Genomic DNA, 25,648 nt, shown 5'->3' on the forward strand with positions numbered 1-25,648 from the left:
CATGGGCCATTCACCTGCAGGCGCAGATCAAGCCGGCAGGACGATCTGAAGAGAACATCGGGGTATCGCATGACCGTTTTGGACGCCGTTGCCGCACAGGCGACACTCGTGCCCACACCCAATGTCGACAGTCAGCCGCGTCGCTATGCGGATTTCGATACGTTCTGCGATGCGCTGGACTATGCTGCCAAGGGCGTGCTCGGCTTCAACTTTCATGACCCGCGCGGCAACCTGGCACGGGTCTATCCCTATTCCGAACTGCGCGATGACGCGCTCGTTGCCGCGCGCAAGCTGATCGCGCTTGGCGTCGCCCCCGGCGATCGCGTCGCGCTGGTGGCTGAAACCGGCCCCGATTTCGCAGCGATCTTCTGCGGCGCGATGTATGCTGGCGCGTGGCCCGTGCCGCTGCCACTGCCGACCAGCTTCGGCGGCAAGGAAAACTACATCGATCAGCTTGCGGTCCAGCTCGGCAGCTCGGACCCGATGATGCTGATCTACCCCGACGAAATCGCCGAGATGGCGGCGGCCGCCGCCGCGCGTCAGGGCTGCAACGGCATTTCGTGGAGCGAATTCCACGCCGGTATCGCCGCCGATACCGCGCTGCCCACACCCGATCCCGACGCGATCAGCTATCTCCAGTATTCCAGCGGATCGACCCGCTTCCCGCACGGCGTCGCAGTCACTCACCGCGCCCTGCTCGCCAATCTGGCCGGTCACTCGCACGGCATGAAGATCGCCGATCCCGATCGTGCCGTGTCGTGGTTGCCATGGTATCATGACATGGGGCTGGTCGGCTGCTTCCTCTCGCCGATCGCCAACGGCGTCTCGGTCGACTACATCAAGACCGAGGATTTCGCTCGACGCCCGCTGGCGTGGCTCGACATGATCAGCCGCAATCCGGGCACGACGCTGTCGTACTCGCCGACCTTCGGCTACGATATTTGCGCGCGCCGCATCTCCAGCCAGACCAATGTGGCCGACCGCTTCGACCTGTCGCGCTGGCGCGTGGCGGGCAACGGCGCCGACATGATCCGCCCCGATGTGATGCAGAACTTCGTCAATGCCTTTGCCGAAGCAGGTTTTCGCGCCGACGCCTTCCTGCCCAGCTACGGCCTGGCCGAAGCCACGCTCGGCGTCACGATCATGCCCCCGGGCGAAGGCATCCGCGTCGAACTCGTCGCCGAGGAACGCCTGTCGGGCACCCCGCGCGACCTGTCACGCCCCGCCCGCTACCGTGCGATGGTCAACTGCGGCGTGCCGGTGCTCGGCATGGAACTCGCAATTCGCGGTGAAGCGGGTAACGACCTGCCGCATCACCACATCGGCAAGGTGTGGTGCAAGGGCTCGTCGGTCATGCATTCCTACTTCCGCGATCCCGATTCGACCGCAGCCTGCATGGTCGATGGCTGGCTCGACACCGGCGACATGGGTTACGTCGACGAAGGCGGTTACCTGTTCATCGTCGGCCGCGCCAAGGACATGATCATCATCAACGGCAAGAACCATTGGCCACAGGACATCGAATGGGCGGTGGAGCAGCTTCCCGGGTTCCACCAAGGCGATATCGCGGCCTTCTCGGTCGAGACCGAAAGCGGTGAGGAAGCACCGGCCGTGCTGGTCCATTGCCGCGTCTCCGACCCGGCCGAGCGCATCAAGCTGCGCGACCAGATCCGCGACAAGGTGCGATCGATCACCGGCATGAACTGCGTCGTCGAACTCGTGCCGCCGCGCACCCTGCCCCGCACCAGTTCGGGCAAGCTCAGCCGCGCGAAGGCCAAGAAACAGTACCTTGCCGGCGAGATCGCGCCGTACCGGTTGGCGGCCTGAGCTCACGCGCTTCCACTTCTCGCTTGACGAAGGCATCCACTTCGGATTCCTTCTCCGACAGGGAATGGGAGAGGTTTGGAAATGGCGACAGGCAACACCGCGCCCGTGGGCGCGCCGCAAGAACTGTCCGGAGTGGTTGTCGGTTGGGAACATCGCAATTTCGCGCGGAACATTCACCTGACGGTGCAATCGGCCAGCAAGAGTAAGCTCACGCCCGACATGGTCGATACGCACCATCTGCTGATGACGCGCAGCCAAGCCTTTCTGCTGGCGCGGTACCTGATGCAGTTGAGTGGCCTCGAAAGGCCCGCGCCGCGTCGCAGGGGGTTTTTCGCGCGCTGGTTCGGCTAAGTTTACCGCTTCCCCAACCGCGCGATTAAGGTCAGACTACTCCCCTAGACTCCGTGAACAGGAGCCGGGGAGAGGGCATGCCAACTAGATTTCTTGGGGGCCTGGTTACGGCCTGTGCCGCCATCGCACTATCACCGTCAGCCGCATGGGCCGACACGGCGAGCGCAGCAACGCGCAAGGCCAATGCCGCAGCCCTCACCGAACTGCCGATGGCCGATCGTCAGGACTTCGATTTCGCTTCGCGCGGGTTCATTGCCACGCGCAAGGACCCGCTGATCCGCGATGCGGCGGGCAAGTCGGTGTGGGATACGACCGCACTCGCCTTCGCCAAGGGCGACGCTCCGGCCACGGTCAACCCCAGCCTGTGGCGCCACGCGCAAGTCTTGGGCAAGGCCGGCCTGTTCAAGGTGACCGAACGTATCTGGCAGGTGCGTGGCTTTGACGTTGCCAACATCACTTTCGTGCGCGGCAACACGGGCTGGATCGTGATCGACCCGCTCACCGCCACCGAAACCGCGGCAGCCGCCTACGAGCTGATTTCCGAAAAGGTGGCCAAGCTCCCGGTCAGCGCGATGATCTACACCCATAGCCACGTCGATCACTTTGGCGGCGCGGGCGCGTTTTCTGCGCTGCTGGTCGAGAACGCGCCGATCATCGCGCCGCAGGGCTTCACGCGTGCCGCCGTCAGCGAGAACGTGATCGCAGGCCCCGCGATGGGCCGCCGCGCCGGTTACCAGTTCGGCATCCGTCTGCCCAAAGGGCCAGAAGGCTCGATGGGGTCCGGGATCGGGATGGGCGTCGCTGCGGGCACGCGCGGCCTGCTGCCCCCCACGCGCGAGATAACCGAGACCGGCACCGAACTGACCCTCGACGGCGTACGCATCCGCTTTCAGGTTACGCCCGGCACCGAAGCGCCTGCCGAGATGAATTTCGGCTTCCCCGACTGGAAGGTTGCCGACCTCGCCGAAAACGCCAATGCCACCCAGCACAACATCCTCACCCCGCGCGGCGCGGTGATCCGCGATGCCAAGGCCTGGGCGCAAGGGCTGACCGAAGCGATAGACTTCTTCGCAGGGGCCGACGTACTGATCACCAGCCACGGCTGGCCCCGCTTTGGTGCGGACGAGATCACGACCTACCTGTCGCGCCACCGCGATGCCTACGCCTACCTCCACGACCAGACCGTGCGCCTGATGAACAAGGGCCTGACCGGGCCGGAGATCGCCGCAAAGCTCACCCTGCCCCCGGCGCTGGCCAGGCAGTGGTACGACCGGCCCTACTACGGCTCGTACAGCTTCAATTCGCGCGCCGTATATCAGTTCTACATGGGCTGGTACGACGGCAACCCGGTGCACCTCGCACCCCTGCCCCCGGAAGACAGCGGTCGCCGCTATGTCGAGGCGATCGGCGGCGCTGCCAAGGTAACCGCATTGGCGCAGGCGGCTTTCGACAAGGGCGATTACGCCTGGGCGGCAGAACTGCTCGACAAGGTGATCTTTGCCGGTGCCAGTGACGACAGCACCAAGGCGCTGCTTGCCCGCACCTATCGCCAACTCGCCTACCAGAGCGAAAACGCGCTATGGCGCAACATGTATCTGACCGGCGCTGACGAATTGGCCAACGGCGTTGCCGCCGAGGACCCGACCGGTGGCGCAGGCCTGATCAGCCAGCTTCCGCCGAGCGACCTGTTCGACGTGCTCGCGGTACGCATCGATCCGGCCAAGATCGGCGACGGCGCCATATCTCTCGGGTTCGTCTTCCCCGACAAGGCCCAGCAACACACGATTACCGTTGCCAATGGCGTGCTCGTCCACCGCCCGGGATTGCGCGATGGGCGGCAAGCCACATTGACCGTGCGCTACGCCGATCTGCTCGCTGCTCTGTTCACAGGCAAACCGCTGGCCGCCAAGATAGCGTCGGGAGAGGCAACAATCGAAGGCGATCCGGCAGCGTTTGCCCGCCTCACCGGCTGGCTCGACAAACCGGACCCGACCTTCGCGATCGTTACGCCTTAGGGGACGGGCTTGCGCAGATAGGCAATCACGTTTGCGCGATCGGCGGGAACGGGGATGCCTACAAATGCCATCGAGGTGCCGGGCACCACTGCCGATGGCTTGGTCAGCCATTTGTCGAGCGTGGCGTCGTCCCACTTCAGCGCTGCTTTCTGCATGGCCGCCGAATACTTGAAGCCTGGCGCGGCTGCGGCCTTGCGTCCGACGACACCTGCCAGGTTCGGGCCCATCTTCACGCCCGCGCCCGGCGTCACCGCGTGGCACGCGACGCAGCGCATGAAGACCTTCTTGCCCAGCGCCGGATCACCCTTGGGCGGGGCTGCAACGGCCGCCCCTGCGAGCGCCGAAGCCGCCAGACCAATCACGACGAAAGCACCTGCAAACTTGTTCATCAATCACCTGCCCTGAAAATTCCGAACCCGACCTACGCCGAGCCCACACATGATTCCATTCTGTTCGCTTTATCGCGGCTGAATGATCATGCGCCATAGCAGAATCGCGGGACAGCCCAAAAGGGTGGGGCAAGTAGCTACCCACTGATTATCGGCGCTTGCCGGGGGAGGCAGGGCGCGTGCCGACCGGGTCACTCCATCTCGAGAATGATCGCATCCACGGCCAGACTGTCACCCGCCTTGGCGTTGACCGATTTCACCCGGCCTGATTTCTCGGCGCGCAGGATGTTCTCCATCTTCATCGCCTCGACCACGGCCAGCGGCTGCCCCGCCTCAACCGCATCGCCCTCGCCCACGCTGAGCGTGACCAGCAGTCCCGGCATCGGGCAGATCAGGAATTTCGAAAGATCCGGCGGGATCTTCTCGATCATGTGCCGCGCGTAACCCGCCACGTGCGCCGGCAGGACCTGCACCTGATGGATCGCGCCCCGCGTCGTCAGCTTGAAGCCCGCACGCGTCGGCTCGACCTTCACCGACAGCGGCTGGTCATCGATCTCGCAGTGTACCATGCGGTCGCCCGGCGTGTATTCGAGCGACAGGAACACCGCATTGCCGTCGACCGAAACCTCGTTGTCATCGAGTTCGACGTTGTATGTCGTCCCGCCGATTTTCACCGCCCAATCGGACGGCGGATCAAGCTCGTCGCCCAACTGATTATCCACCCGGCGCGCCCGGTCCGACCGCGCCGCCGCAAGGAACCCTGCAAGGGCTGCCAACGTCTGCTTGAGGTCTTCCGACGTGGCAGCGCCGGTGAACCCTTCGGGATATTCCTCGGCGATGAAGCCCGTGGTCAACTCGCCCGAGCGGAAGCGAGAATGCTGCATGATCGCGCTGACGAAATCGATGTTGTGGCCAAGCCCCTCGATCTCGAACGCGTCCAGCGCCTCGATCTGCTTGTCCGCCGCTGCGTCGCGCGTTGGGCCCCAGGTGATCAGCTTGGCGATCATCGGGTCGTAGAACATCGACACCTCGCCGCCTTCGTAGACGCCATCGTCCACACGCACGCCGTCCACGCCCCGGCGGCCGTTCTCTGCGCCATCATCTTCCCAACCGGCAACTGGCGGCTGATAGCGCACTAGACGTCCGGTCGAGGGCAGGAACCCGCGATAGGGATCTTCGGCATAGACGCGGTTCTCGATCGCCCAGCCATCGATCTTGATGTCGTCCTGGGTCATCGACAGCTTCTCGCCATAGGCGACGCGGATCATCTGTTCGACCAGATCGATGCCGGTGATCGCCTCGGTGACCGGGTGCTCCACCTGCAGGCGGGTGTTCATTTCGAGAAAGTAGAAGCTTTCGCCCGTGGGATCGGCGCCCGAGACGATCAGTTCGACCGTGCCCGCGCTGTAGTAGCCAACGGCACGACTGAGCGCGACGCACTGTTCCCCCATCGCCTTGCGCATCTTTGGGGTCACGAACGGCGAAGGCGCCTCTTCCACCACCTTCTGGTGACGGCGCTGGATCGAGCATTCACGCTCGTTCAGGTAAAGAATGTTGCCGTGCTTGTCGCCGAGGATCTGGATTTCGATGTGGCGCGGGTTGAGGATGAACTTCTCGATGAACACGCGGTCATCGCCGAAGCTGTTGAGGCCTTCGCGCTTCGTCGCCTCGAAGCCCTCGCGCACGTCCTGCTCGTTGTAGGCAAGGCGCATGCCCTTACCGCCGCCGCCCGCAGATGCCTTCATCATCACCGGATAGCCGATCTCTTCCGAGATGCGCACGGCGTGCTCGGTATCGTCGATCTCGCCGACGAAGCCGGGGACGACGTTAACGCCGGCCTTCAGCGCGAGCTTCTTGGATTCGATCTTGTCGCCCATCGCGGCAATGGCATTCACCGGAGGCCCGACAAACGCGATGCCCTCAGCCGCCAACGCCTCGGCAAACGAGGTGCGCTCGGACAGGAAGCCGTAGCCCGGATGCACCGCATCCGCGCCGGTCTGCTTGGCAGCGGCAATGATCTTGTCGGCGATCAGATAGCTTTGCGCTGCTGGCGACGGGCCGATATGGACTGCCTCGTCCGCCATCTGCACGAAGGGCGCCCGGGCATCGGCATCCGAATAGACCGCGACGGTCTTGATACCCATTCGGCGCGCGGTCTTGATCACGCGACAGGCAATTTCGCCACGGTTGGCGATGAGGATTTTCTTGAACATTTCGGCTCTCCCCTCCCGCAAGCGGGAGGGGCCCGGGGTGGGCCCTGCTCCAGCAAGCTTCGGTCAAAAATGCACGGTGGATGCCCACCCCTAACCCCTCCCGCCAGCGGGAGGGGAACTAAGAAGTCATGCGTCTACCGGCGGCATGTTGTGCCCCAGCAATCGCAGCATATCCGCCGCGCACTCGACCACGTTCGAGCCGGGACCGTAGATGCCCTGCACCCCGACTTCGCGCAGGAAGTCGTAGTCCTGCGGCGGGATCACGCCGCCCGCGACGACCTTGATGTCGCTCCGCCCAGCAGCGCGCAGGTGTCCGATCAGTTCGGGGATCAGCGTCTTGTGACCTGCCGCGAGCGACGATGCGCCGATCGCGTCTACATCCTTTTCGAGCGCCAGCTTGGCGGCTTCCTCGGGCGTCTGGAACAGCGGGCCGCTGGTCACGTCGAAGCCCATGTCGCCAAAGGCGGACGCGATCACGTTGGCGCCGCGATCGTGGCCATCCTGCCCCATCTTGGCGACCAACATGCGTGGCGTGCGGCCAAGGCGGCGGGTGACGGCTTCGACGCCTTCGACCACCTGATTGTAGCGGCTGTCACCGGCGTAGGCCGAGCCGTAGACGCCCTTGACCGGGGTCGGGAACGTGCCGTGGCGGCCGAACACCAGTTCCATCGCATCGGAGATTTCGCCCAAGGTGGCACGGTGACGGGCAGCTTCGACCGCGAGTTCGAGCAGGTTGCCGCCGGTCTTTGCGCCTTCGGTCAGCGCGTTCAACGCGGCGCGGCACTTGGTCTCGTCGCGGTTGTCGCGCACCCACTTCAGCCGGGCGATCTGGCCCTGACGGACCTTGTCGTTATCGATGTCGAGTGTGTCGAGGTGGTCCTCGGTGGCAAGGCGGTACTTGTTGACGCCGACGATCACGTCTTCGGCGCGGTCGACGCGGGCCTGACGCCCAGCGGCGGCTTCCTCGATCATCGCCTTGGGCCAGCCTGCCGCCACGGCCTTGGCCATGCCGCCGTCGGCTTCGACGCGTTCGATGATCTCCCACGCCTTGTCGACCAGTTCCTGCGTCAGGCTTTCGATGTAGTACGACCCGCCGAGCGGATCGACCACGTTGCACATGCCCGTCTCTTCCTGGATCACGATCTGGGTGTTGCGCGCGATGCGGGCTGAAAAGTCGGTCGGCAGCGCGATGGCTTCGTCGAGCGCGTTGGTGTGGAGCGACTGCGTGCCGCCGAGCATCGCGGCCATCGCCTCGATCGTGGTGCGGATGACGTTGTTGTAGGGGTCCTGCTCCTGCAAGCTGACGCCCGAGGTCTGGCAGTGGGTGCGCAGCATCTTGGAGCGCTCGTCCTGCGCGCCGAGCTTGGTCATCACGCGGTGCCACAGTACGCGCGCGGCACGCAGCTTGGCCACTTCCATAAAGAAGTTCATGCCGATGGCGAAGAAGAACGACAGGCGGCCTGCAAACTTGTCGATGTCGAGGCCTGACGCCACGCCGTATTTCACGTATTCCATGCCGTCGGCGATGGTGAACGCGAGTTCCTGAACCTGCGTCGCGCCCGCTTCCTGCATGTGATAGCCGGAAATCGAGATCGAGTTGAACTTGGGCATCTCGCGGCTGGTGTAGCCGAAGATGTCCGAGATAATCCGCATCGAGGGTTCGGGCGGGTAGATATAGGTGTTGCGGACCATGAACTCCTTGAGGATGTCGTTCTGGATGGTCCCGTCGAGCAATTTGCGATCGACGCCCTGTTCTTCGCCCGCAACGATGAAGAACGCCAGGATCGGGATGACCGCGCCGTTCATGGTCATCGAAACGGACATCTGATCGAGCGGAATGCCGTCAAACAGGATCTTCATGTCTTCGACGCTGTCGATGGCGACACCCGCCTTGCCGACATCGCCAGTCACGCGCGGGTGGTCGGAGTCATAACCGCGATGCGTGGCAAGATCGAAGGCGACCGAGAGGCCCTTCTGGCCCGCTGCAAGGTTGCGGCGGTAGAAGGCGTTGGATTCCTCGGCGGTGGAGAAGCCCGCGTACTGGCGGATGGTCCAGGGACGGCCCGCATACATCGAGGCACGCACGCCGCGCGTGAACGGCGCGTATCCGGGCAGGCCGGGATCGACGGTCACATCCTCGGCGGTGTAGAGCGGCTTGACGGCGATGCCTTCGGGCGTCTGCCAGGTCAGGTCCTTGCCCTTCACTTCCTTAGCGGCGGCTGCCTGCCAATCTCCAAGAGTTTTGGCGGCGAGTGTCTTGTCGGTCATTCCGTGTTCTCCATGCCCTCTCCCCCGAAGGGGCGAGGGCCTTTAACTCAGTGCCCGCCCTTCGGCGTTTCCATGATCTCGGTCAGTTGCCCGCCCATGTCCTTGGGGTGGACGAAGAAGATCAGGGTGCCGTGCGCGCCGATGCGGGGTTCGCCCAGCACGCGCTTGCCGACGCTTTCGAACCACGCCTTGGCAACTTGGATGTCGGGCACTTCGTAACAAAGGTGGTGCTGCCCGCCCAAGGGGTTAGCCGCGAGCCACTTGCCCACTGCGCTGTCCGGGCTGGTCGGCTCGATCAGTTCGATCTGCGTGCCCGCCGTCCCGTTCTCGCCCGGCGTGCTGACAAAGCAGACCCGCACTTGCTGGCTCTCCAGCACGAACGGTTCGGTGATCTCCGATGCGCCCATCACATCGCGATAGAACGCGATCGACGCGTCGATATCGGGCGTGGCAACGCCGATATGGTTGAGGCGGCCCAGCTTCATCGTCAAACCCTCTCGATAACCATCGCGATGCCCTGACCGCCGCCGATGCACATCGTGATCAGGCCGTAGCGGCCACCAGTGCGATGCAGTTCGTACATCGTCTTGATCGTCAGGATCGCGCCGGTCGCGCCGATCGGATGGCCGAGCGAAATGCCCGAGCCATTGACGTTGGTCTTGGCAGGATCGAAGCCCAGTTCCTTGGCGACGCCACAGGCCTGCGCGGCAAACGCCTCGTTCGCCTCGATCACATCGATCTGGTCGAGCGTCAGCCCGGCGCGCTTCAGCGCCACAGGAACCGCCTTGACCGGTCCGAGACCCATAACCGAGGGCTCGACGCCCGCATGGCCCCAGCCAAGGATCTTCGCCATCGGCTTCAGGCCATGCTCGGCGACGGCTTTGCCGCTCGCGAGCACGACGGCTGCGGCCCCATCGTTGATTCCGCTCGCGTTACCCGCAGTAACCGTCCCGTCCTTCTTGAACACCGGCTTGAGCGTGGCCATTGCCTCGACCGAAGCATCGGCGCGGAAATGTTCGTCGGTGTCGAAAACGGTCACGCCCTTGCGGGTCTTGATCTCGACCGGAACGATCTGTTCCTTGAAGTAGCCTGCCGCGACCGCAGCAGCCGCGCGCTGATGGCTCTGCACCGCGAGCGCATCCTGCTCCTCGCGGCTGATCCCGCAACGTTCCGCCACATTCTCGGCGGTGACGCCCATGTGGATGCCCTCGAACGGATCGTGCAGCGCGCCGAGCATGGCATCCATCAGCACCTGATCGCCCATCTTCTGCCCGTTGCGTGCCGTGAGCACCATGTGCGGCGCGTTCGACATCGATTCCGCGCCGCCGCCGATAGCGATGTCCTGCTCGCCCAGCGCAATCCCCTGGGCCGCCGAGACGATTGCCTGCAGACCCGAACCACACAGCCTGTTGACGTTCATCGCGGGCGATTCAATCGGCACGCCCGCATTCACCGCCGCCACGCGGCTGACATAGGCGTCCTTGGGCTGCGTCGGCACGACGGTGCCGATCACGACGTTTTCGATCTTGTCCGCACTGATCCCGGCGCGGGCAATCGCCTCACGGATCACGATCGCGCCGGTCTCGGCCGGGCGCAGCGAGGCGAGGCCACCGCCGAAAGAGCCGATGGCGGTACGTGCGCCCGAGACGATGTAAATGTCGGTCATGTCAGTCTTTCCCAAACCTATCAGCGTCAAAGCGGAATATTGTCGTGCTTCTTCCACGGGTTTTCGAGGCTCTTGGTCTTGAGCTTCCTCAAGCCGAGCGCCACGCGACGGCGGGTCGAATGCGGGTGGATCACTTCGTCGATGAAGCCCTTGCTTGCCGCCACGAACGGGTTGGCAAAGCGGTCCTCGTATTCCTTGGTCTTTTCGGCGATACCTTCCGGGCTGAGCCCGCGGAAGATGATCTCGACCGCGCCCTTGGCCCCCATCACCGCGATTTCCGCGGTCGGCCAGGCGTAGTTGAGATCGCCGCGCAGATGCTTGGACGCCATCACGTCATAAGCGCCGCCATAGGCCTTGCGGGTGATGACGGTAATCTTGGGGACGGTCGCCTCGGCATAGGCGAAGAGCAGCTTCGCGCCATGCTTGATGATGCCGTTGTGCTCCTGGCCCGTGCCCGGAAGGAAGCCGGGAACATCGACGAAGGTCAGGATCGGGATGTTGAACGCATCGCAGAAGCGCACGAACCGCGCCGCCTTCTTCGATGAATTGATGTCGAGCACGCCTGCCAGCACCATCGGCTGGTTGGCGACGATGCCCACGGTGCGGCCTTCGACGCGGCCGAAGCCGATGATGATGTTGCCAGCGTGCTTCGGCTGGACCTCGAAGAACTCGCCCTCGTCCACGGTCTTGGCGATAACTTCGTGCATGTCATAGGGCTGCGCGGCAGACGATGGGACGATGCTGTCGAGGCTGTACTCCATCCGGTCGTAGGGATCCGACGTCGGGCGCTCGGGCACGTCGTGGCGGTTCGACAGCGGCAGGTAATCGAAGAAGTCGCGCGCTGCCAACAGTGCCTCGATATCGTTCTCCAGCGCCAGATCGGCGACCGAGGTCTTGGTGGTGTGCGTCACCGCGCCGCCCAGTTCCTCTTGCGTCACGATCTCGTTGGTCACCGTCTTGACCACGTCGGGACCGGTGACGAACATGTAGCTGCTGTCCTTCACCATGAAGATGAAGTCGGTCATGGCAGGCGAGTACACCGCGCCACCTGCACAAGGCCCCATGATCAGCGAAAGCTGCGGAACCACGCCCGAGGCGAGCACATTGCGCTGGAACACCTCGGCATAGCCGCCGAGCGACGCCACGCCTTCCTGAATGCGCGCACCGCCTGAATCGTTCAGCCCGATCACCGGCGCGCCGACTTTCAGCGCGGTATCCATGATCTTGCAGATTTTCTGCGCGTGGCGTTCGGACAGCGAACCGCCGAATACGGTGAAATCCTGGCTGAACACATAGACCAGACGCCCGTTGATCGTGCCCGAACCTGTCACCACGCCATCGCCCGGAATGACCGTGTCCGGCATCCCGAAATCGGTGCAGTTGTGCTCGACGTACATGTCGACTTCTTCGAAGCTGCCTTCATCCAGCAGCACCTTGAGGCGCTCACGCGCGGTCAGCTTGCCCTTGGCGTGCTGCGCGTCGATGCGCTTTTGTCCGCCACCCATGCGCGCCGCCTGACGACGCTTTTCCATTTCGGCAATATTGGCGGACATCGCTTGGAACCTCATGCATGGCTGGCAAATCTGGCGAGGTGACTGCGCCAGACAGCTTGCCAAGTCCAATGTTATTCTGCAAACTTGCGAAGGGCGAATTTGCAAAATGGATTGGTGGAATGGTCAGGCGTCGGCTCTTTGCGGGGCAACAGTTGCGCGCCCTGCGCACCTCGCGCAAGTTGCGTCAGGGCGAGATGGCGTCGCTCATGGGCATCAGCGCGTCGTATCTGTCGCAGCTGGAAAACGACGAACGCCCGTTGACGCCGTCACTGGCAGACCGGCTTCGCGCCAACTTTCCGGTGGATTGGGAAGACGTTGCCTCGAACCGCGTCGAACCGGTACTCAACGCCCTGCGCGACGCTGCCGCCGACCCGTTGATCGCAGGCAACCTCTCGGGCGAACAGATCGAGCGCGTCGCCGAGCAATACCCTGCCTTCGCCGAGGCCTTCGCTCGTCTGCACGACCAGCACCGCCGTTCGATGCAACGTCTGGAGATCATCGACGAAGCACTGGGCGCCGACAACATCTCTGGCGGGCGCTTGCCGTGGGAGGAAGTGCGCGACTGGTTCCACCGCGCCAACAACTACGTCGATGCGATCGACCGCGCGGCCGAGCGTCTGGCGCTACGCCTGTCGGGGACCGGCGTTTCGCCGACGCTCGCGCAGATGGCCGGATGGCTCGAGGAGAACGGCGTCACCGTCGCCTACGCCAGCGGCGGCGCGATGCGCCAGTTCGATCCCGTGGCCAAGCGGCTCACGCTCGACCCCAACCAGCCGATCGAAAGCGGACGCTTCCAGATGGCCTACCAGCTTGCCGCACTGGCGCTGCGTGACGAGATCGCGGGACTCGTGGACGACACCACGCTGCAATCGGTCGCTGCGCGGCAGTTGCTCACGGTCGGGCTAGGAAACTACGCGGCAGGCGCGCTGCTCATGCCCTACGAATGGTTCCGCGGCCGCGCCCGCGAGTTGCGCCATGATATCGACCAATTGCGGCAAGTCTTCGGCGCCAGCTTCGAACAGGCCTGCCACCGCCTGTCCACGCTGCAACGCCCGCAGGCGCGCGGCATTCCGGTATTCTTCTGCCGTGTTGACATGGCCGGCAACATCACCAAGCGCCATTCGGCCACGCGGCTGCAATTCGCGCGGTTCGGTGGCGCGTGTCCGCTATGGGTGGTGCACGAGGCCGTCGCGATACCCGACCGCATCCATGTGCAGGCAGCGCAGATGCCCGACGGCGTGCGCTACGTCTCGATCGCCAAGGGGCTGGTCAAACCGTCGGGCAGCTACCACCGCCCGCCGCGTCGCTATGCCATCGCGCTGGGCTGCGAAGCCGCGCTGGCGGATGAGTTCATCTATGCCGACGGTCTCAATCTCGCCCGCTCGGAAACGATCACCCAGATGGGCATCTCATGCCGCATCTGCCCGCGCGACAACTGCGACCAGCGCGCCTTTCCTCCCAGCGACCGCGCGATCGTGGTCAACCCACACACGCGCGATCTGGTACCCTACGCCATCACCGATCTTGTGCGCTAGCGCCGCAGCGGGCGTTGTCGGCGGGCTAATTGACCACCCGCACCGATGCCGTGCCGGTCGCCCAGACCGGCAGGTACAGCCCCTGCCCGGCTGCCTGCAACTGGCCCGAGCGGGTGCGCAGCAGATCGGCCTGGACGAGGAAATTCCCCTCGCGCTTCGTCTCGATCGCGCGATCGACCTTGCCCAGCAGCTTGGCATAATCACGCTCGAAATCCTGCGCCAGGGCCGCCGCGACGTACTGCGTCACGCCCGGCGCATTCATCAGGTTTATGGCCAAGTCGCCGCCCGTCATGTCGGTCGCCCCGCTCACCGCCAGATCCTCGAACCCCACTCTGCGTGAATCCTTGGCGTTCACCGGCTTGCCCGTCAGCCATACCGTGCCGCCAGCCGTGACCCCGCCCGCCACCGGCTGCGCGTCGAAGGTCAGGCCAACCGCGATCTTGCCGCCCTTGGTGCCGAAAATCTCGGCCGATTTGAACCGCGCACGTACCGGACCGACACCGGGAACCTCGAACGGCCGCGCGGAACGTTTGGTCAGCGCCCTCATCAGGACCGGCTCCAACTGACGATAATCGGCAAACACCGGCAGGAAAAACTCGAGCTGCCCTGCCTTTGCCTGCAACCGACGCATCGGCGGCAGCGGCACAGGTGCAGGGTCGGTGGGCCTGTCGCCGACGAACGTCTCGGTCAGCGCCTGCAGCCCCAGTTGTAACCTCAACTTGCCACCAACAACGTCATATCCGCCATATTGCAGTTCACGCGGCGTGATCCGCATCCACACCGGCGGGTTCTCGCGGTTGAGCGAAACGGTGGTGAACGCGTCGTTCCACGCCTTCCCGATCGCCTCGCGCAAATGCAGCTTGCCCAGTTCCCCCGGCAGGTCACGCTCAAGCTTGGCCAGCACCGGCGCCAGCTTGCGGTCGGCGTCTGTGGTCAGATCGATCCGCTGACCGAGGATTTCGATATGCGGCGTGTTGCGCCAGTCGTAGGTGATGTCGACCTTGCCGCGCGGGGTCCAGTCTTCGGCCAGGTCCAGCCGCACCCTTGCGTGGGCAACGGCATCGGCGGTCGCGGTTTCCCGTTTGAGCACCCCGCCGATGTCCTCCACTCTGATCACTGCGCGCAGCGGTATCGATATCCGGATATCGCGTCCGGCACCCTCAAGCGCCATCGGCCCGCGCGTAACCTCGCCCACGATCCGGCACTTGATCGTCGGCGTCTTGATTGTCGCGATGCCAAGGTCCAGCCCCTTGCTTTTGACGCAAGTCTGCCCGGGCTTGTCGATCGTCCAAAGCTGCTTTGGGATCTCGCGTTCGAGTACGCGCGACAGGTCGGCGAGGTCCGCCTCGACCGGAACCGAGATCAGTGACGGCTGCGGCTCGACCTTGATCGCATCGTTCGCACGCACGGGCTTGCCCCCGCCCGGAGACCCGTTGCACCCGCAAATCGCAGCGATAAGCAGGAGCATGACCGGCGGTGCGAAGAGACGTCTCATACCGACGTAACGCCGAGACGGCCAGTTGGTGCCGGCGTGCGATGAACGGACGCAGCCTGATCGGCAGAGCAGTAACCTAAGTCACTGCTCTGCCAAGGATCTATTTGAACTCAGGTGCCTGGATTGGGTGCGAAAGCACAGATCTTGTTACCATCGGGATCGCGCAAATACGCGCCATATTGCTGGCCCGGCGAATTGACGCGCACGCCTGGTTCGCCTTCAGATGTGCCGCCATTCGCGATGCCAGCGGCATGCCACGCGTCAACCGCTGCCGAATCCGATGCCTTGAACCCGAGGGTGTGGCCGTTCGACACCGTGTGCGCCTCGCCATTCGCAGGCTTAGCCACAACCAGTGCGCCAGCAGCTGAAGGAAACGCCGTGCCGTGGGGCAGCGGAACAGCCGTCGTATGGCCAAGTGCGGTCATCACCGATGTGTAGAACGCGCGCGACTTGTCGACATCGTTGGTACCAAGGAAGCTATGGGAAAACATCGGGACTCTCCTGAATGGCCGCAGCGGCCGACTGCGGCCTGATGCACCAGCCGCACCCGGCGCTCAAGCGTTGGAATCACTTGTACCGCGCAATGAAACAGATAACATCTGATAAGGTCAGAAGGTCGTCTCGCTTTCCTGTTCGAGATCGTCGCGATGCGCCGCCGCATAGCTTTCGGCGGCCTTCAGCACGCGCAGCATGTTGCGGCTCGACAGCTTCTCCAGATCCGCTTGCGACCAGCCCCGCCGCGCCAGTTCGACGAACAGCGCAGGGTACTTCGACACGTCCTCAAGCCCCGCGATCGTCGCCTCGACCCCATCCAGATCGCCGCCCAGCCCGACGTGATCCGGACCGATCAGTCTGGCGATATGATCGATCTGATCTGCGACATCGCCGATCGATCCCAGCGGCATCGGGTTGGCTTTGTCCCACGCGTCCAGCGCCGCCTTCTCCGCCACCGGGTCGCCGCGATTGAGCGCCTTGCCGCGCGCCTGCTCGGCATCGCGCGCCGCCGCCCACTGACGCGATGCCTCGACCACGTAAGGGGGATAGAAGTTCACCATCACGATCCCGCCGTTCGCACCGATCAGCTTGAGCGTCGCATCCGAGATGTTGCGTGCGTGGTGATTGATCGCGCGCGCGTTTGAATGGCTGACGATCACCGGCGGCCCGCCTGTCGCAAGCGCGTCGGCCATCGTCGCCTCGCTGACATGGGCAAGATCGACCAGCATGCCCAGCCGCTGCATCTCGCGCACGACCTTCACCCCGAACGGCGTCAAGCCATCATGCGCGGGCGCATCGGTGCCGCTATCTGCCCAGGCGTTGTTTTTGAAGTGCGTCAGCGTCATGTAGCGCGCGCCCAGCGCGTACATCTGGCGCAGCACCGCCAGCGATCCGCCGATCGAATGCCCTCCCTCCATGCCGATCAGTGACGCAATCTTCCCGGCCTTGCGCGCCGCGATCACGCAGGCGCTGTCCATGCATAACTGCATCTCGGCCGGATAGCGCGCGATCAGCCGTCGCGTTACATCGATCTGCTCGAGCGTCGCCTGCACCGCCTGCGGCTCTGGCAGATCGGCCGAGACATAGACCGACCAGAATTGCGCACCGACCTTGCCCGCCTTTAGCCGTGCAAGATCGGTCATCATCGCAGCCCGCCCGTTCGACGGGTCCGCAGTCCCCCGCGTATCGCGGAAATCGAAGCCCTCGAGCACGTCCTTGCGCCGGTCGCGCAACTGCTCGGGAACGTCGTTGTGCCCATCGAACACCGGCGCAGCACGCAAGGCGCCTTCGGCCACCGCCTCGGGGCTCTTGGGCGGAGTGGCGGCGATCAGGGCGAGAACCAATGGGGCGAGGATCAGCGTGTGTTTCATGCCCGCATCCTTGCCCGAACTGGGGCAGCACTCAACCGTACGGCGCAAAAAGGGTGGCCTTGCGGGCAAAAGCCAAAGCAGCGCGGGTCTTCATGGGGTAACGGCTTGTTGATGAAGTGATCTTACTCGGCAAGCTACTCCGACATCACGTCGTCGCCATCGCGCTCGGGCAGCATCAGAAACAGGGCGAGGCTGATAACCGAGCCCATCGCCATAATGATCGACACCGTCAACAGTTGGTCGTCTCCCAACCAGCCAAACAGGGTGCCCGCCAGCAACGGACTGCCCGCAGCGCCCAGCCGCCCCACGCCCAGCGCGAAACCCGTACCGGTGGCCCGCGCATAAGCCGGGAAGCCGCGCGCAAAGGCGGCATAGAAGCCGCTGATCGCCGCATTGGTGAAGAAACCGGCGATCATCGTCGCCATTTGCCACGCTGGCAGCGTATCTCGCCCGGTGCCGAAATAGGCCACCATCATCGCGCCGATCAGCAACATCAGCGCCGTCGGCCACCTGACCCCCAGCCGCGCCATCACAAAGCCAAAAAGCGCGCTGCCCGTGAACCCGCCGATGTTGGCGTATGTCAGCACCGTGGCCGCCTGCGATGGAGGATAGCCCGGCGGATAATCGGACACGATCTGCACACCAAACTTCAGGATGTAATAGAAAGTGATGCAGTGGAATGTGTAGCCGAACGATAACAGCAGGGTGACCGGGCGCAGTTTGGGGTTGGACAGGATATCGGTTACGCGCGGCTTGACGGTGCCCGCCACGATCACCGGCAGATCGCTGATGGCAGGCTTGCCGAAAGCGGCGAGCGTGCGGTTCACGCCTGCCAGATTGCGCTTCGTCGCCAGATAGGCCGCTGTTTCGGGCACCAGCATCAGAATGACGGGGATCAGAACTGCGGTCACCGCCGCGCCGAACAGAAACACTGCGTGCCAGCTGTATGTGGGTAGCAGCCATTCCGATGCCGCAATTCCGCCGATGATCGCGCCCAGCGGATAGCCCGCCACATAAACCGCGATGGCTACAGAGCGCCAACGGCTGTTGGTGCTTTCGGCGACGACAGCGTTGGTGGTGGTGAGCATTCCGCCGATGCCGATGCCGGTGAGGAACCGGTAGGCAACCATCGGCTGAACCGCCGCCGCTATGCTCGCCAGATACATACCAATCGCCATCACTACGAGGCAGGCAATCATGGTAAATTTGCGACCATACCGGTCTGCCGCTCCGCCCAGCAGCACGGAACCGAAGCCCATGCCGAGCAGTTCGGCAGAAAGCACCACGCCCAGCGCCGGGCGGGCAATGCCCCAATCGGCGGTGATCCCCGGCGCGGCAAAGGCGCTCGACAGCACGTCAAACCCATCAAGCGCGTTCAACAGCACCATCAGGACCACAACGATCCACTGCCGTACGCCCATCGGGGTCTGTTCGATCACCTGACGCGGTGTCTGTGTCATGCTCGTCCTGTCCCGTTTGGAAATCTTATTGTTATCGCATATAACTCATTCGTGGATTCTGGAAAGCAGTTCGATCAATTGCCGCACTTCCTTATCGGTGAAGCGGCTCTTGACCCACGCTTCGTGCTCTCCGATCGCGCGCTTGGCCTTGGCCAGCATCTCGATCCCCGGGGGCTGGAGGTGCAAGGCCTGCTTGCGCCCGTCCTTGTCCGAGCGGTCGCGACGCAGGAAATGCTTGGCCTGAAGGCGGTTGATAATCGCCATCGTCGTCGCGCGGTCCATTCGCAAGCGCTGCGCCAGATCGGTCTGCGCGATGCCGGGGTGATCATCGACCAGCCACAGCACCGAAACCTGCTTCTGCGTCAGATCCAGATCGGTGAACGTCTCGGTGAAATGCCGCAGGCAAGCGCCATGGGCGAGACGGATATGAAATCCGAGAATGTCGTTGATCGCGCCGATCGCGGCCTCGTCGGTATGTCCAACCGGCGCAATCGCATCGACGAATTTGTCCCTGATCAATGCCCTGTCCCTAAATTCACTGGCGAATGCGCTTGTCTAATTGTTAGTATTACATACAATATCGAAAGGAGGATGCCATGGCTCAATTTCCAGACACACCCAGCTTCACGGGGTTCAACACGCCTTCGCGGATCGAAGCGGATATCGCCGATCTCGCTCACGAAGGCACGATTCCCGCAGGGTTAAACGGCGCTTTCTTTCGCGTCCAGCCCGACCCGCAGTTTCCTCCCCGCCATGGCGACGATATCGCGTTCAACGGCGACGGCATGATCACCCGCTTTCACATCCATGATGGTCAGGTCGATTTCCGTCAGCGCTGGGCGAAAACCGACAAGTGGAAGCTGGAGAATGCGGCCGGAAAGGCCTTGTTCGGCAACTACCGCAACCCGCTGACTGATGATGACAGCGTGGCGGGACAGATCCGCTCGACCGCCAATACCAACGCGTTCGTGTTCGGTGGCAAGCTCTGGGCGCTCAAGGAAGACAGCCCCGCACTGGTCATGGACCCGGCCACGATGGACAGCTTCGGGTTCGAAAAGTTCGGCGGCAAGATGACCGGCCAGACCTTCACCGCGCACCCCAAGATCGATCCCGCCACCGGCAACATGGTCGCGATCGGCTATGCCGCCAGCGGGCTATGCACCGACGACGTCACCTATATGGAAGTCAGCCCCGAGGGCGAACTGGTCCGCGAAGTGTGGTTCAAGGTGCCCTACTACTGCATGATGCATGATTTCGGCATGACGAAGGATTACCTCGTTCTCCACATCGTGCCCTCGATCGGCAGCTGGGAACGGCTCGAGCAGGGCCAGCCGCATTTCGGTTTCGACACGACGATGCCAGTCTACCTCGGCGTGATCCCCCGCCGGGATGGCGTGACCGATGCCGATATTCGCTGGTTCAAGCGCGACAACTGCTTTGCCTCCCACGTGCTCAACGCCTGGCAGGAAGGCACCAGGATCCACTTCGTCACCTGCGAGGCGAAGAACAACATGTTTCCGTTCTTCCCCGACGTCCACGGCGCGCCGTTCAACGGCAGGGAAGCGATGAGCTTCCCGACCGACTGGGTCGTCGACATGGCGAGCAACGGCGAGGATTTCGCCGCAATCGTCAAGCTGTCGGACACTGCGGCCGAGTTCCCGCGCATCGACGATCGCTTCGCCGGGCAGAAAAACCGCTATGGCTGGTTCCTCGAGATGGACATGAAGCGCCCCGTTGAATTGCGCGGCGGAAGCGCCGGAGGTCTGCTGATGAACTGCCTGTTCCTCAAAGACTTCGAAAGCGGCGCTGAACAGCATTGGTGGTGTGGTCCGGTCTCGAGTCTGCAAGAACCCTGCTTCGTGCCCCGTTCGGCCGATGCGCCGGAGGGTGACGGCTGGATCGTGCAGGTGTGCAACCGGCTCGAAGATCAGCGCAGCGACCTGCTGATCTTCGACGCGCTCGACATCGCAAAAGGTCCGGTCGCCACGGTCAATATCCCCATCCGCCTGCGCTTCGGCCTCCACGGCAACTGGGCCAACGCGGATCAGATCGGACTGGCCGCATGATCAAGCCAGAACTGGAATTCGTCTACGAAGCCACCGGCGAACTGCTCGCGCCGACACCGATCGGGGAAACTTACGACGGCACGCGCCGGATTATCCCGATCGTTGGCGGCGGACGCGTCGAAGGCCCGCTGATCAGTGGCAAGTTGGTCGGCAACTCGGCCGACTGGCAACTGACGCGGCACCACGGCGTCACCGTAGCCGACGCGCTCTACGCGATCGAAACCGACGATGGCGTAATCATCCAGATCCGCAACAAGGGCCTGCGCCATGGCCCGCCCGAGGTGATGCAGCGCCTGGCCACAGGACAGGAGGTGGACCCGGCGGAATACTACTTCCGCACCGTTCCGGAATTCATCGCGCCGGTCGGCAAATACGACTGGCTGAACCGCTCGATCTTCGTGTGCTCTGGCGCGAGATACCCGCTCGGCATCAAGCTGTGGGTCTGGCGGGTGACCTGACCAAACATCACCGCGCCCCCGCGCAGGCGGGGGCCTCAAGCCTCATAGTGGGAGCTATCCGGCACGAGATCCCCGCCTTCGCGGGGGATCAGCCCGCCCGCTCGAGCAATCCCGCCTCATCGCGCTCCGCCCGCCGCGCGATCAGCACCATCAGCACTGCAATCGGTATCGCAACCGCGTTGATCGACAGCATCGCGGTGCGCAGGTTCCCCGTCGCGTCCGAAAGCAGGCCGACGACATAGGGTCCGATGCCCATGCCGAGGATCGTCATCACCAGCAGGTACAGGCTCGCCGTCAGCCCGCGCATCCGCGGCAGAACCTGATCGTACATGATCGCATAAAGCGGCGGCATCCACCCTGTCAGGATGAAGCTGTAGAGCAGGAAACGCGTGTAGAAACTCGCCGGATCGCCTGCGAAATAGACCCAGAATGACAGCACCGGCGAAACCCCCATCGCGAACAGCGCGACCCAAGCCCGCCCGCCGCCGGGAAAGCGCTGGTTGAGCCAGTCCGACAGCGGTCCCCATACCAGCGGTCCGATGATCCCCATGCCCGCCGAAAGCAGACCGAACTGCAGCGCGGTCTGCTGCATGGTCAGATCATAGGTGCGGATCAGAAAGCTCGGGTTGAACGCCATCATCCCGTAATTGAGCGACGACTGCAGCGTCCCCACCGCAATGCACATCATCAGCGTCGGCGAACGCGTGATGACGCGGAAGGCTTGGTTGTCACCCAGCTTCATGCCCTGCATCAGGTTGACGATCACGAACGCGCCCAATCCGATGACGCTCCATTGCAGCGCGTGGGGGTTGATCGAGACGCCGCCGAGCAGCATGTGCGGCTTGGGACTGACCGCGCTGCTGATCGCGGTCAGCGCGGCGGCCGCCCCGGCAATTGCACCGAGTGCCGCAAGGTTGCCCCGGACCATCCCACCGGTCGCCCCTCTGTTTCGCATGCCCAGCCAATGCACGCCGGGCGTGACCGAGCCGAGTAGTGCCAGACTGGCGCGAAACGGGTGCGGATCGGGTGCGGTCGCGATGCCGTCCATCTGCCCGCGCACGGGTTCGCGCAGGTTCCACAGGAATATCGCAAGGACAAACCCGGGCGCGGCCGCGACAAGAAATGCGAACTGCCAGCCACTTAGGCCGAGCGGTGCAGACCCTGCCGCATAGCTGGTATCCCACCAGTGCGCCGCGACCCCACCCAGGATCAACGACCCGCCAAGCCCTAGCGCAATCGCCGAGGCCATGACCGACATCACGAAGCCGCGCCGATGCTTGGGCCAGAAATCGTAGATCAGCGATGTCCCCGCAGGCTGCGTCGCCGCCTCGCCGATACCGACACCCAGCCGTGACAGCGCGAGCAGCGAGAAGCTGCTGGCTAGGCCCGCCAGCCCCGTCGCCGCGGACCAGAACAGCAGACTGACGGCGAGCAGCCGCGTGCGCACCCAGCCATCCGCCAACCGCCCCACGGGCAGCGAGAACAGCGCATAGAACAGTGCGAATACGGTGCCGTAAAGCAGTCCCATCTCGGCATCGCCGATCTTGAGGTCTGCCTTGATCGCCGGAGCCAGGATCGCCAGGATTTGCCGGTCGAGCAGGCTCATCGCATTGGTCAGCGCGACGAGGATCAGCGCATACCAAGCGCCGGGAGCGAGTGCGCGGCGTGGCCCTGTGGTCATTGGCTGCACCATCCCGCTTTCTTATGCATCAACCAACCTCCGCTCCCCCGCGCAGGCGGGGGCCTCGTGAGGTTGCGCGCAAAGGCCTGAGGCCCCCGCCTGCGCGGGGGAGCGTTGTTAATGGCACGATCACAGCTTGAACCAGCGTTCCGCATTGGTCTGGAAAAACTTCCTCTTCGTCTCCGCGCTCATGTCCATCGCGTCCATATCGTGCACTTCTTGCGCCACGTATTGGTAGGGATAGTCCATCGCGTACATCACGCGGTCCTCGCCCATCACCTGCTGGCAGAATTTGATCGCGGGTTCCCACGCCACGCCCGAGTTGGTCACGAGCACATTGGTTTTGAGATATTCCGCAATAGTCTTCTTAAGCGGCTTCATCCGTTCGTACCGCTGCGAGCGCACGCCGGCCTGATGCATGTAATCGAGGCGGTAAAGCCAGTACGGCAGCGCCTCGCCCATATGGCCGACCATGATCTGCAGGCTGGGATACTTGTCGAAAATGCCGATCGTTATCAGCCGCAGCAGGTGCATCCCCGTTTCGACCCCAAAGCCGAAAATCGCCCCATCAAGCCCTGAATCCAGCATTGGGCCGATCATCGAATCCGGCGAGGTGGCCGGGTGAATATACAGCGGCTGATCGACCTCGACCAAGGTCCGGAAGATCGGATCGAAGAAGTCCTCGTCCAGATAGCGCCCCTGGGTATGGCTGTTAATCTGGATGCCCTTGAAGCCTAGTTCCTTGGCCCCGCGACGGATCTCCTGCGCCGACCATTCCGGGTCCTGCGGCGCGACGGTGCCCATCCCGATATAGCGATCCGGATGCTTCTCGCAGGCAGCCGCCAGCGTATCGTTCGCGCGCGTCGCAATACCCTTGGCTTCGTCGATATCGAGCAACGGCTGGACGCCGGGCGAAGTCAGCGCGAGGATCGCCTTGTCGATGCCGGTCACATCCATGTCTGCGATCCGGCGCTCACCCAGATCGAGCAACCGTTCAAGGATCTGCGTCGCGCGCTCGGACGGCGACTGCGCGTAAAAGCCCCAGAGCGAGACCATGCCCTTGTCCGCCGAGCCATCGCGAATCATGCGCAAATACACGTCGATCAGTTCGCGCGTGGCGAAGGCTTCTTCGGTGGCGATGCGCAAGTAGCCTTGGTCGCCGCCGGTCTTGAGCTCTTGGTTCATGATCATCCTCTCCAGGAAAACGTGTATCAGCCCTCGTGGACTGCCTTTGTGACCATGCAGGCCAGTACGCCTTCAGGGCCGTCTTCTGAGCCGTGGCCCGACCATTTCACGCCACCGAACGGCGAATCCGCGCCACCGATCATCGTGGTGTTGATGCCCAGCATCCCCGTCTCGATCTCACGCACGAGCCGCTTCTGGCGCGCGGCGCTGTCGGTCCAGGCGTAAGCGGCAAGGCCGTAAGGCAGGCGGTTGGCCTCGGCGACCATCGCCTCTTCGCCGCCGAATGGGTTGAGCAGCGCAACCGGGCCGAACGGCTCCTCGTTCATGATCGCGGCATCGAGTGGGATCTCGGACAGGACGGTCGGAGCGTAGAAATATCCGGCATTGCCAACCCGCTCGCCCCCGGTGTGCAGCTTCGCGCCGCGCGTGGTGGCATCGCCGATCAGGCGGTCCATCGCCTCGGGACGGCGCGGGTTGGCCATCGGCCCCATCTGCGATGCGGGCTCGAGACCATCGCCGACCTTGATCCGTCCCACGCGCTCGACGAAGCCATCGCGGAAGCGGTCGAACACGCTTTCCTCGACGATGAAACGGGTGGGGCTGACGCAGACCTGCCCGGCGTTGCGGTACTTGGACGCCGCCATCGTATCCAATGCCTTGTCGATGTCCGCATCGCCGAACACCAATACCGGTCCGTGCCCGCCCAGTTCCATCGTGGTGCGCAGCATGTTGTCAGCGGCCAGTTTTGCCAGATGCTTGCCGATCACCGTCGACCCGGTGAACGACAACTTGCGGATGATGGGCGAGGCGAGCAGGTGGCGGCTGACTTCGTCGGGCACGCCGAACACGGCCTGCGCCACTTCCTTGGGCAGCCCCGCATCGAGCAGGCACTGCAGCACGCCCAGCGCCGACGCCGGGGTTTCCTCGGCCGCCTTGAGGATCACTGAACAGCCCGCCGCAATCGGCGCGCCCAGCTTGCGTCCGGGGTTGCCGAGCGGGAAGTTCCAAGGCGCAAATGCCGCAACCGGGCCGACCGGTTCGTGCATGACCGTGCTGCGCTGACCCGCCGGACGCACCAGGGTGCGGCCATAGATGCGGAACACCTCGCCCGCGTAGAAATTGAACAGACCGACGTTCATCATCACTTCGATGCGCGCCTCGGGCAAGGTCTTGCCCTCTTCCATCGTCGCGATCCGGGCGAGGTCTTCTTGGCGCTCAAGCATCAGGCGCGCGGCCCCTTGCAGCACGGCAGCGCGCTGCTGCGGCGTCGAATCGCGCCAGATTCGGAAGCCCTTGGCCGCAGTCTCGAGCGCGCGGTCGAGATCGGCCGCGTCGGCCAGCGGCAGTTCGCCGATCGTCTCGCCCGTCGCGGGGTTGACGACCGCGTGGGTGCGGCGACCTTCGCCGGCAACGCGTTGGCCGTCGATGATCATGTGCAGGGAAGGATAATCGGTCAAAAGTCTGACTCCGAAAGACAAATCAGAACTGCCCCTTGCCCCGTTCGTGGGGGGGGGGGGGGGGGGCGGGGGCGCGGGGGGGGGGGGGGGGGGGGGCCGCGCGGGGGGGGGGGGGGGGGAGAAAAAAACAAAACACCGGGGGGGGGGGGGCCCCCCCGCCGGCC

General features: G+C 63.9%; 20 protein-coding genes. 6 read left to right on the forward strand and 14 right to left on the reverse strand.

Features of this window, described 5'->3' with window-relative positions:
* The first annotated feature begins 69 nt into the window (after positions 1 to 69).
* From GGQ88_RS02610 to GGQ88_RS02620, 3 genes are all read left to right on the forward strand, one after another.
* Positions 70 to 1,827 carry a fatty acyl-AMP ligase gene (locus GGQ88_RS02610; protein ID WP_183611489.1) on the forward strand — a complete coding sequence of 586 codons (1,758 nt, stop codon included), beginning with the start codon at positions 70 to 72 and terminating at the stop codon, positions 1,825 to 1,827.
* A gap of 81 nt (positions 1,828 to 1,908) precedes the next feature.
* Positions 1,909 to 2,178: a hypothetical protein gene (locus tag GGQ88_RS02615; protein ID WP_183611492.1), complete on the forward strand. Its 270-nt coding sequence runs from the start codon at positions 1,909 to 1,911 to the stop codon at positions 2,176 to 2,178.
* Positions 2,179 to 2,255: 77 nt separating this feature from the next.
* Positions 2,256 to 4,193, forward strand: a complete 1,938-nt coding sequence (locus GGQ88_RS02620) for an alkyl/aryl-sulfatase (protein ID WP_183611494.1) — start codon at positions 2,256 to 2,258, stop codon at positions 4,191 to 4,193.
* On the opposite strand, the gene GGQ88_RS02625 is transcribed toward GGQ88_RS02620, so the two are convergent.
* The 6 genes from GGQ88_RS02625 to GGQ88_RS02650 form a co-directional block, all read right to left on the reverse strand.
* The gene (locus GGQ88_RS02625) at positions 4,190 to 4,582 is read right to left on the reverse strand and encodes a c-type cytochrome (RefSeq protein WP_183611496.1); all 393 of its coding nucleotides are present in this window, start codon (positions 4,580 to 4,582) and stop codon (positions 4,190 to 4,192) included. The two genes, GGQ88_RS02620 and GGQ88_RS02625, sit on opposite strands and share 4 nt — an antisense overlap.
* A 191-nt stretch (positions 4,583 to 4,773) precedes the next feature.
* Complete coding sequence (locus GGQ88_RS02630; protein ID WP_183611498.1) at positions 4,774 to 6,795, reverse strand: acetyl-CoA carboxylase biotin carboxylase subunit; 2,022 nt, start codon at positions 6,793 to 6,795, stop codon at positions 4,774 to 4,776.
* A 126-nt stretch (positions 6,796 to 6,921) separates the two neighbouring features.
* Complete coding sequence (gene scpA, locus GGQ88_RS02635) at positions 6,922 to 9,063, reverse strand: methylmalonyl-CoA mutase (protein WP_183611500.1); 2,142 nt, start codon at positions 9,061 to 9,063, stop codon at positions 6,922 to 6,924.
* Positions 9,064 to 9,110: 47 nt separating this feature from the next.
* Positions 9,111 to 9,548, reverse strand: a complete 438-nt coding sequence (gene mce / locus GGQ88_RS02640; protein ID WP_183611502.1) for a methylmalonyl-CoA epimerase — start codon at positions 9,546 to 9,548, stop codon at positions 9,111 to 9,113.
* A 2-nt stretch (positions 9,549 to 9,550) separates the two neighbouring features.
* Complete coding sequence (locus GGQ88_RS02645; protein ID WP_183611504.1) at positions 9,551 to 10,729, reverse strand: acetyl-CoA C-acyltransferase family protein; 1,179 nt, start codon at positions 10,727 to 10,729, stop codon at positions 9,551 to 9,553.
* Between the two features lie 26 nt (positions 10,730 to 10,755).
* Positions 10,756 to 12,282: an acyl-CoA carboxylase subunit beta gene (locus GGQ88_RS02650; protein ID WP_183611506.1), complete on the reverse strand. Its 1,527-nt coding sequence runs from the start codon at positions 12,280 to 12,282 to the stop codon at positions 10,756 to 10,758.
* 119 nt (positions 12,283 to 12,401) lie between these two features.
* Between GGQ88_RS02650 and GGQ88_RS02655 the strand changes: the two genes are divergently transcribed.
* Entirely contained in the window at positions 12,402 to 13,817 is a 1,416-nt protein-coding gene (locus tag GGQ88_RS02655; RefSeq protein WP_183611508.1) for a helix-turn-helix domain-containing protein, read from the forward strand.
* Between the two features lie 25 nt (positions 13,818 to 13,842).
* Here GGQ88_RS02655 and GGQ88_RS02660 read toward each other — a convergent pair whose 3' ends face one another.
* From GGQ88_RS02660 to GGQ88_RS02680, 5 genes are all read right to left on the reverse strand, one after another.
* Positions 13,843 to 15,225, reverse strand: coding sequence for a DUF4403 family protein (locus GGQ88_RS02660; protein WP_343057054.1), 1,383 nt, complete (start codon positions 15,223 to 15,225; stop codon positions 13,843 to 13,845).
* A gap of 197 nt (positions 15,226 to 15,422) precedes the next feature.
* Positions 15,423 to 15,803: a VOC family protein gene (locus GGQ88_RS02665; protein ID WP_183611511.1), complete on the reverse strand. Its 381-nt coding sequence runs from the start codon at positions 15,801 to 15,803 to the stop codon at positions 15,423 to 15,425.
* 117 nt (positions 15,804 to 15,920) lie between these two features.
* Positions 15,921 to 17,177: a dipeptidase gene (locus GGQ88_RS02670; protein WP_183611513.1), complete on the reverse strand. Its 1,257-nt coding sequence runs from the start codon at positions 17,175 to 17,177 to the stop codon at positions 15,921 to 15,923.
* Between the two features lie 134 nt (positions 17,178 to 17,311).
* Complete coding sequence (locus GGQ88_RS02675) at positions 17,312 to 18,637, reverse strand: MFS transporter (protein ID WP_183611514.1); 1,326 nt, start codon at positions 18,635 to 18,637, stop codon at positions 17,312 to 17,314.
* A 45-nt stretch (positions 18,638 to 18,682) separates the two neighbouring features.
* Positions 18,683 to 19,156, reverse strand: a complete 474-nt coding sequence (locus GGQ88_RS02680; protein WP_183611515.1) for a Saro_0803 family transcriptional regulator — start codon at positions 19,154 to 19,156, stop codon at positions 18,683 to 18,685.
* 77 nt (positions 19,157 to 19,233) lie between these two features.
* Between GGQ88_RS02680 and GGQ88_RS02685 the strand changes: the two genes are divergently transcribed.
* Complete coding sequence (locus tag GGQ88_RS02685) at positions 19,234 to 20,703, forward strand: lignostilbene-alpha,beta-dioxygenase (RefSeq protein WP_183611516.1); 1,470 nt, start codon at positions 19,234 to 19,236, stop codon at positions 20,701 to 20,703.
* Positions 20,700 to 21,161 carry a DUF3237 domain-containing protein gene (locus tag GGQ88_RS02690; protein ID WP_183611518.1) on the forward strand — a complete coding sequence of 154 codons (462 nt, stop codon included), beginning with the start codon at positions 20,700 to 20,702 and terminating at the stop codon, positions 21,159 to 21,161. Before GGQ88_RS02685 ends, GGQ88_RS02690 begins: the two co-directional genes overlap by 4 nt.
* Before the next feature lie 88 nt (positions 21,162 to 21,249).
* Here GGQ88_RS02690 and GGQ88_RS02695 read toward each other — a convergent pair whose 3' ends face one another.
* The 3 genes from GGQ88_RS02695 to GGQ88_RS02705 form a co-directional block, all read right to left on the reverse strand.
* Positions 21,250 to 22,842, reverse strand: a complete 1,593-nt coding sequence (locus tag GGQ88_RS02695; protein ID WP_183611520.1) for an MFS transporter — start codon at positions 22,840 to 22,842, stop codon at positions 21,250 to 21,252.
* 129 nt (positions 22,843 to 22,971) lie between these two features.
* Entirely contained in the window at positions 22,972 to 24,027 is a 1,056-nt protein-coding gene (locus GGQ88_RS02700) for an amidohydrolase family protein (protein WP_183611522.1), read from the reverse strand.
* 26 nt (positions 24,028 to 24,053) lie between these two features.
* The gene (locus tag GGQ88_RS02705) at positions 24,054 to 25,484 is read right to left on the reverse strand and encodes an NAD-dependent succinate-semialdehyde dehydrogenase (RefSeq protein WP_183611527.1); all 1,431 of its coding nucleotides are present in this window, start codon (positions 25,482 to 25,484) and stop codon (positions 24,054 to 24,056) included.
* Between the last annotated feature and the right edge of the window lie 164 nt (positions 25,485 to 25,648).

This window comes from Novosphingobium hassiacum (assembly GCF_014196055.1).
Taxonomy (GTDB): domain Bacteria; phylum Pseudomonadota; class Alphaproteobacteria; order Sphingomonadales; family Sphingomonadaceae; genus Novosphingobium; species Novosphingobium hassiacum.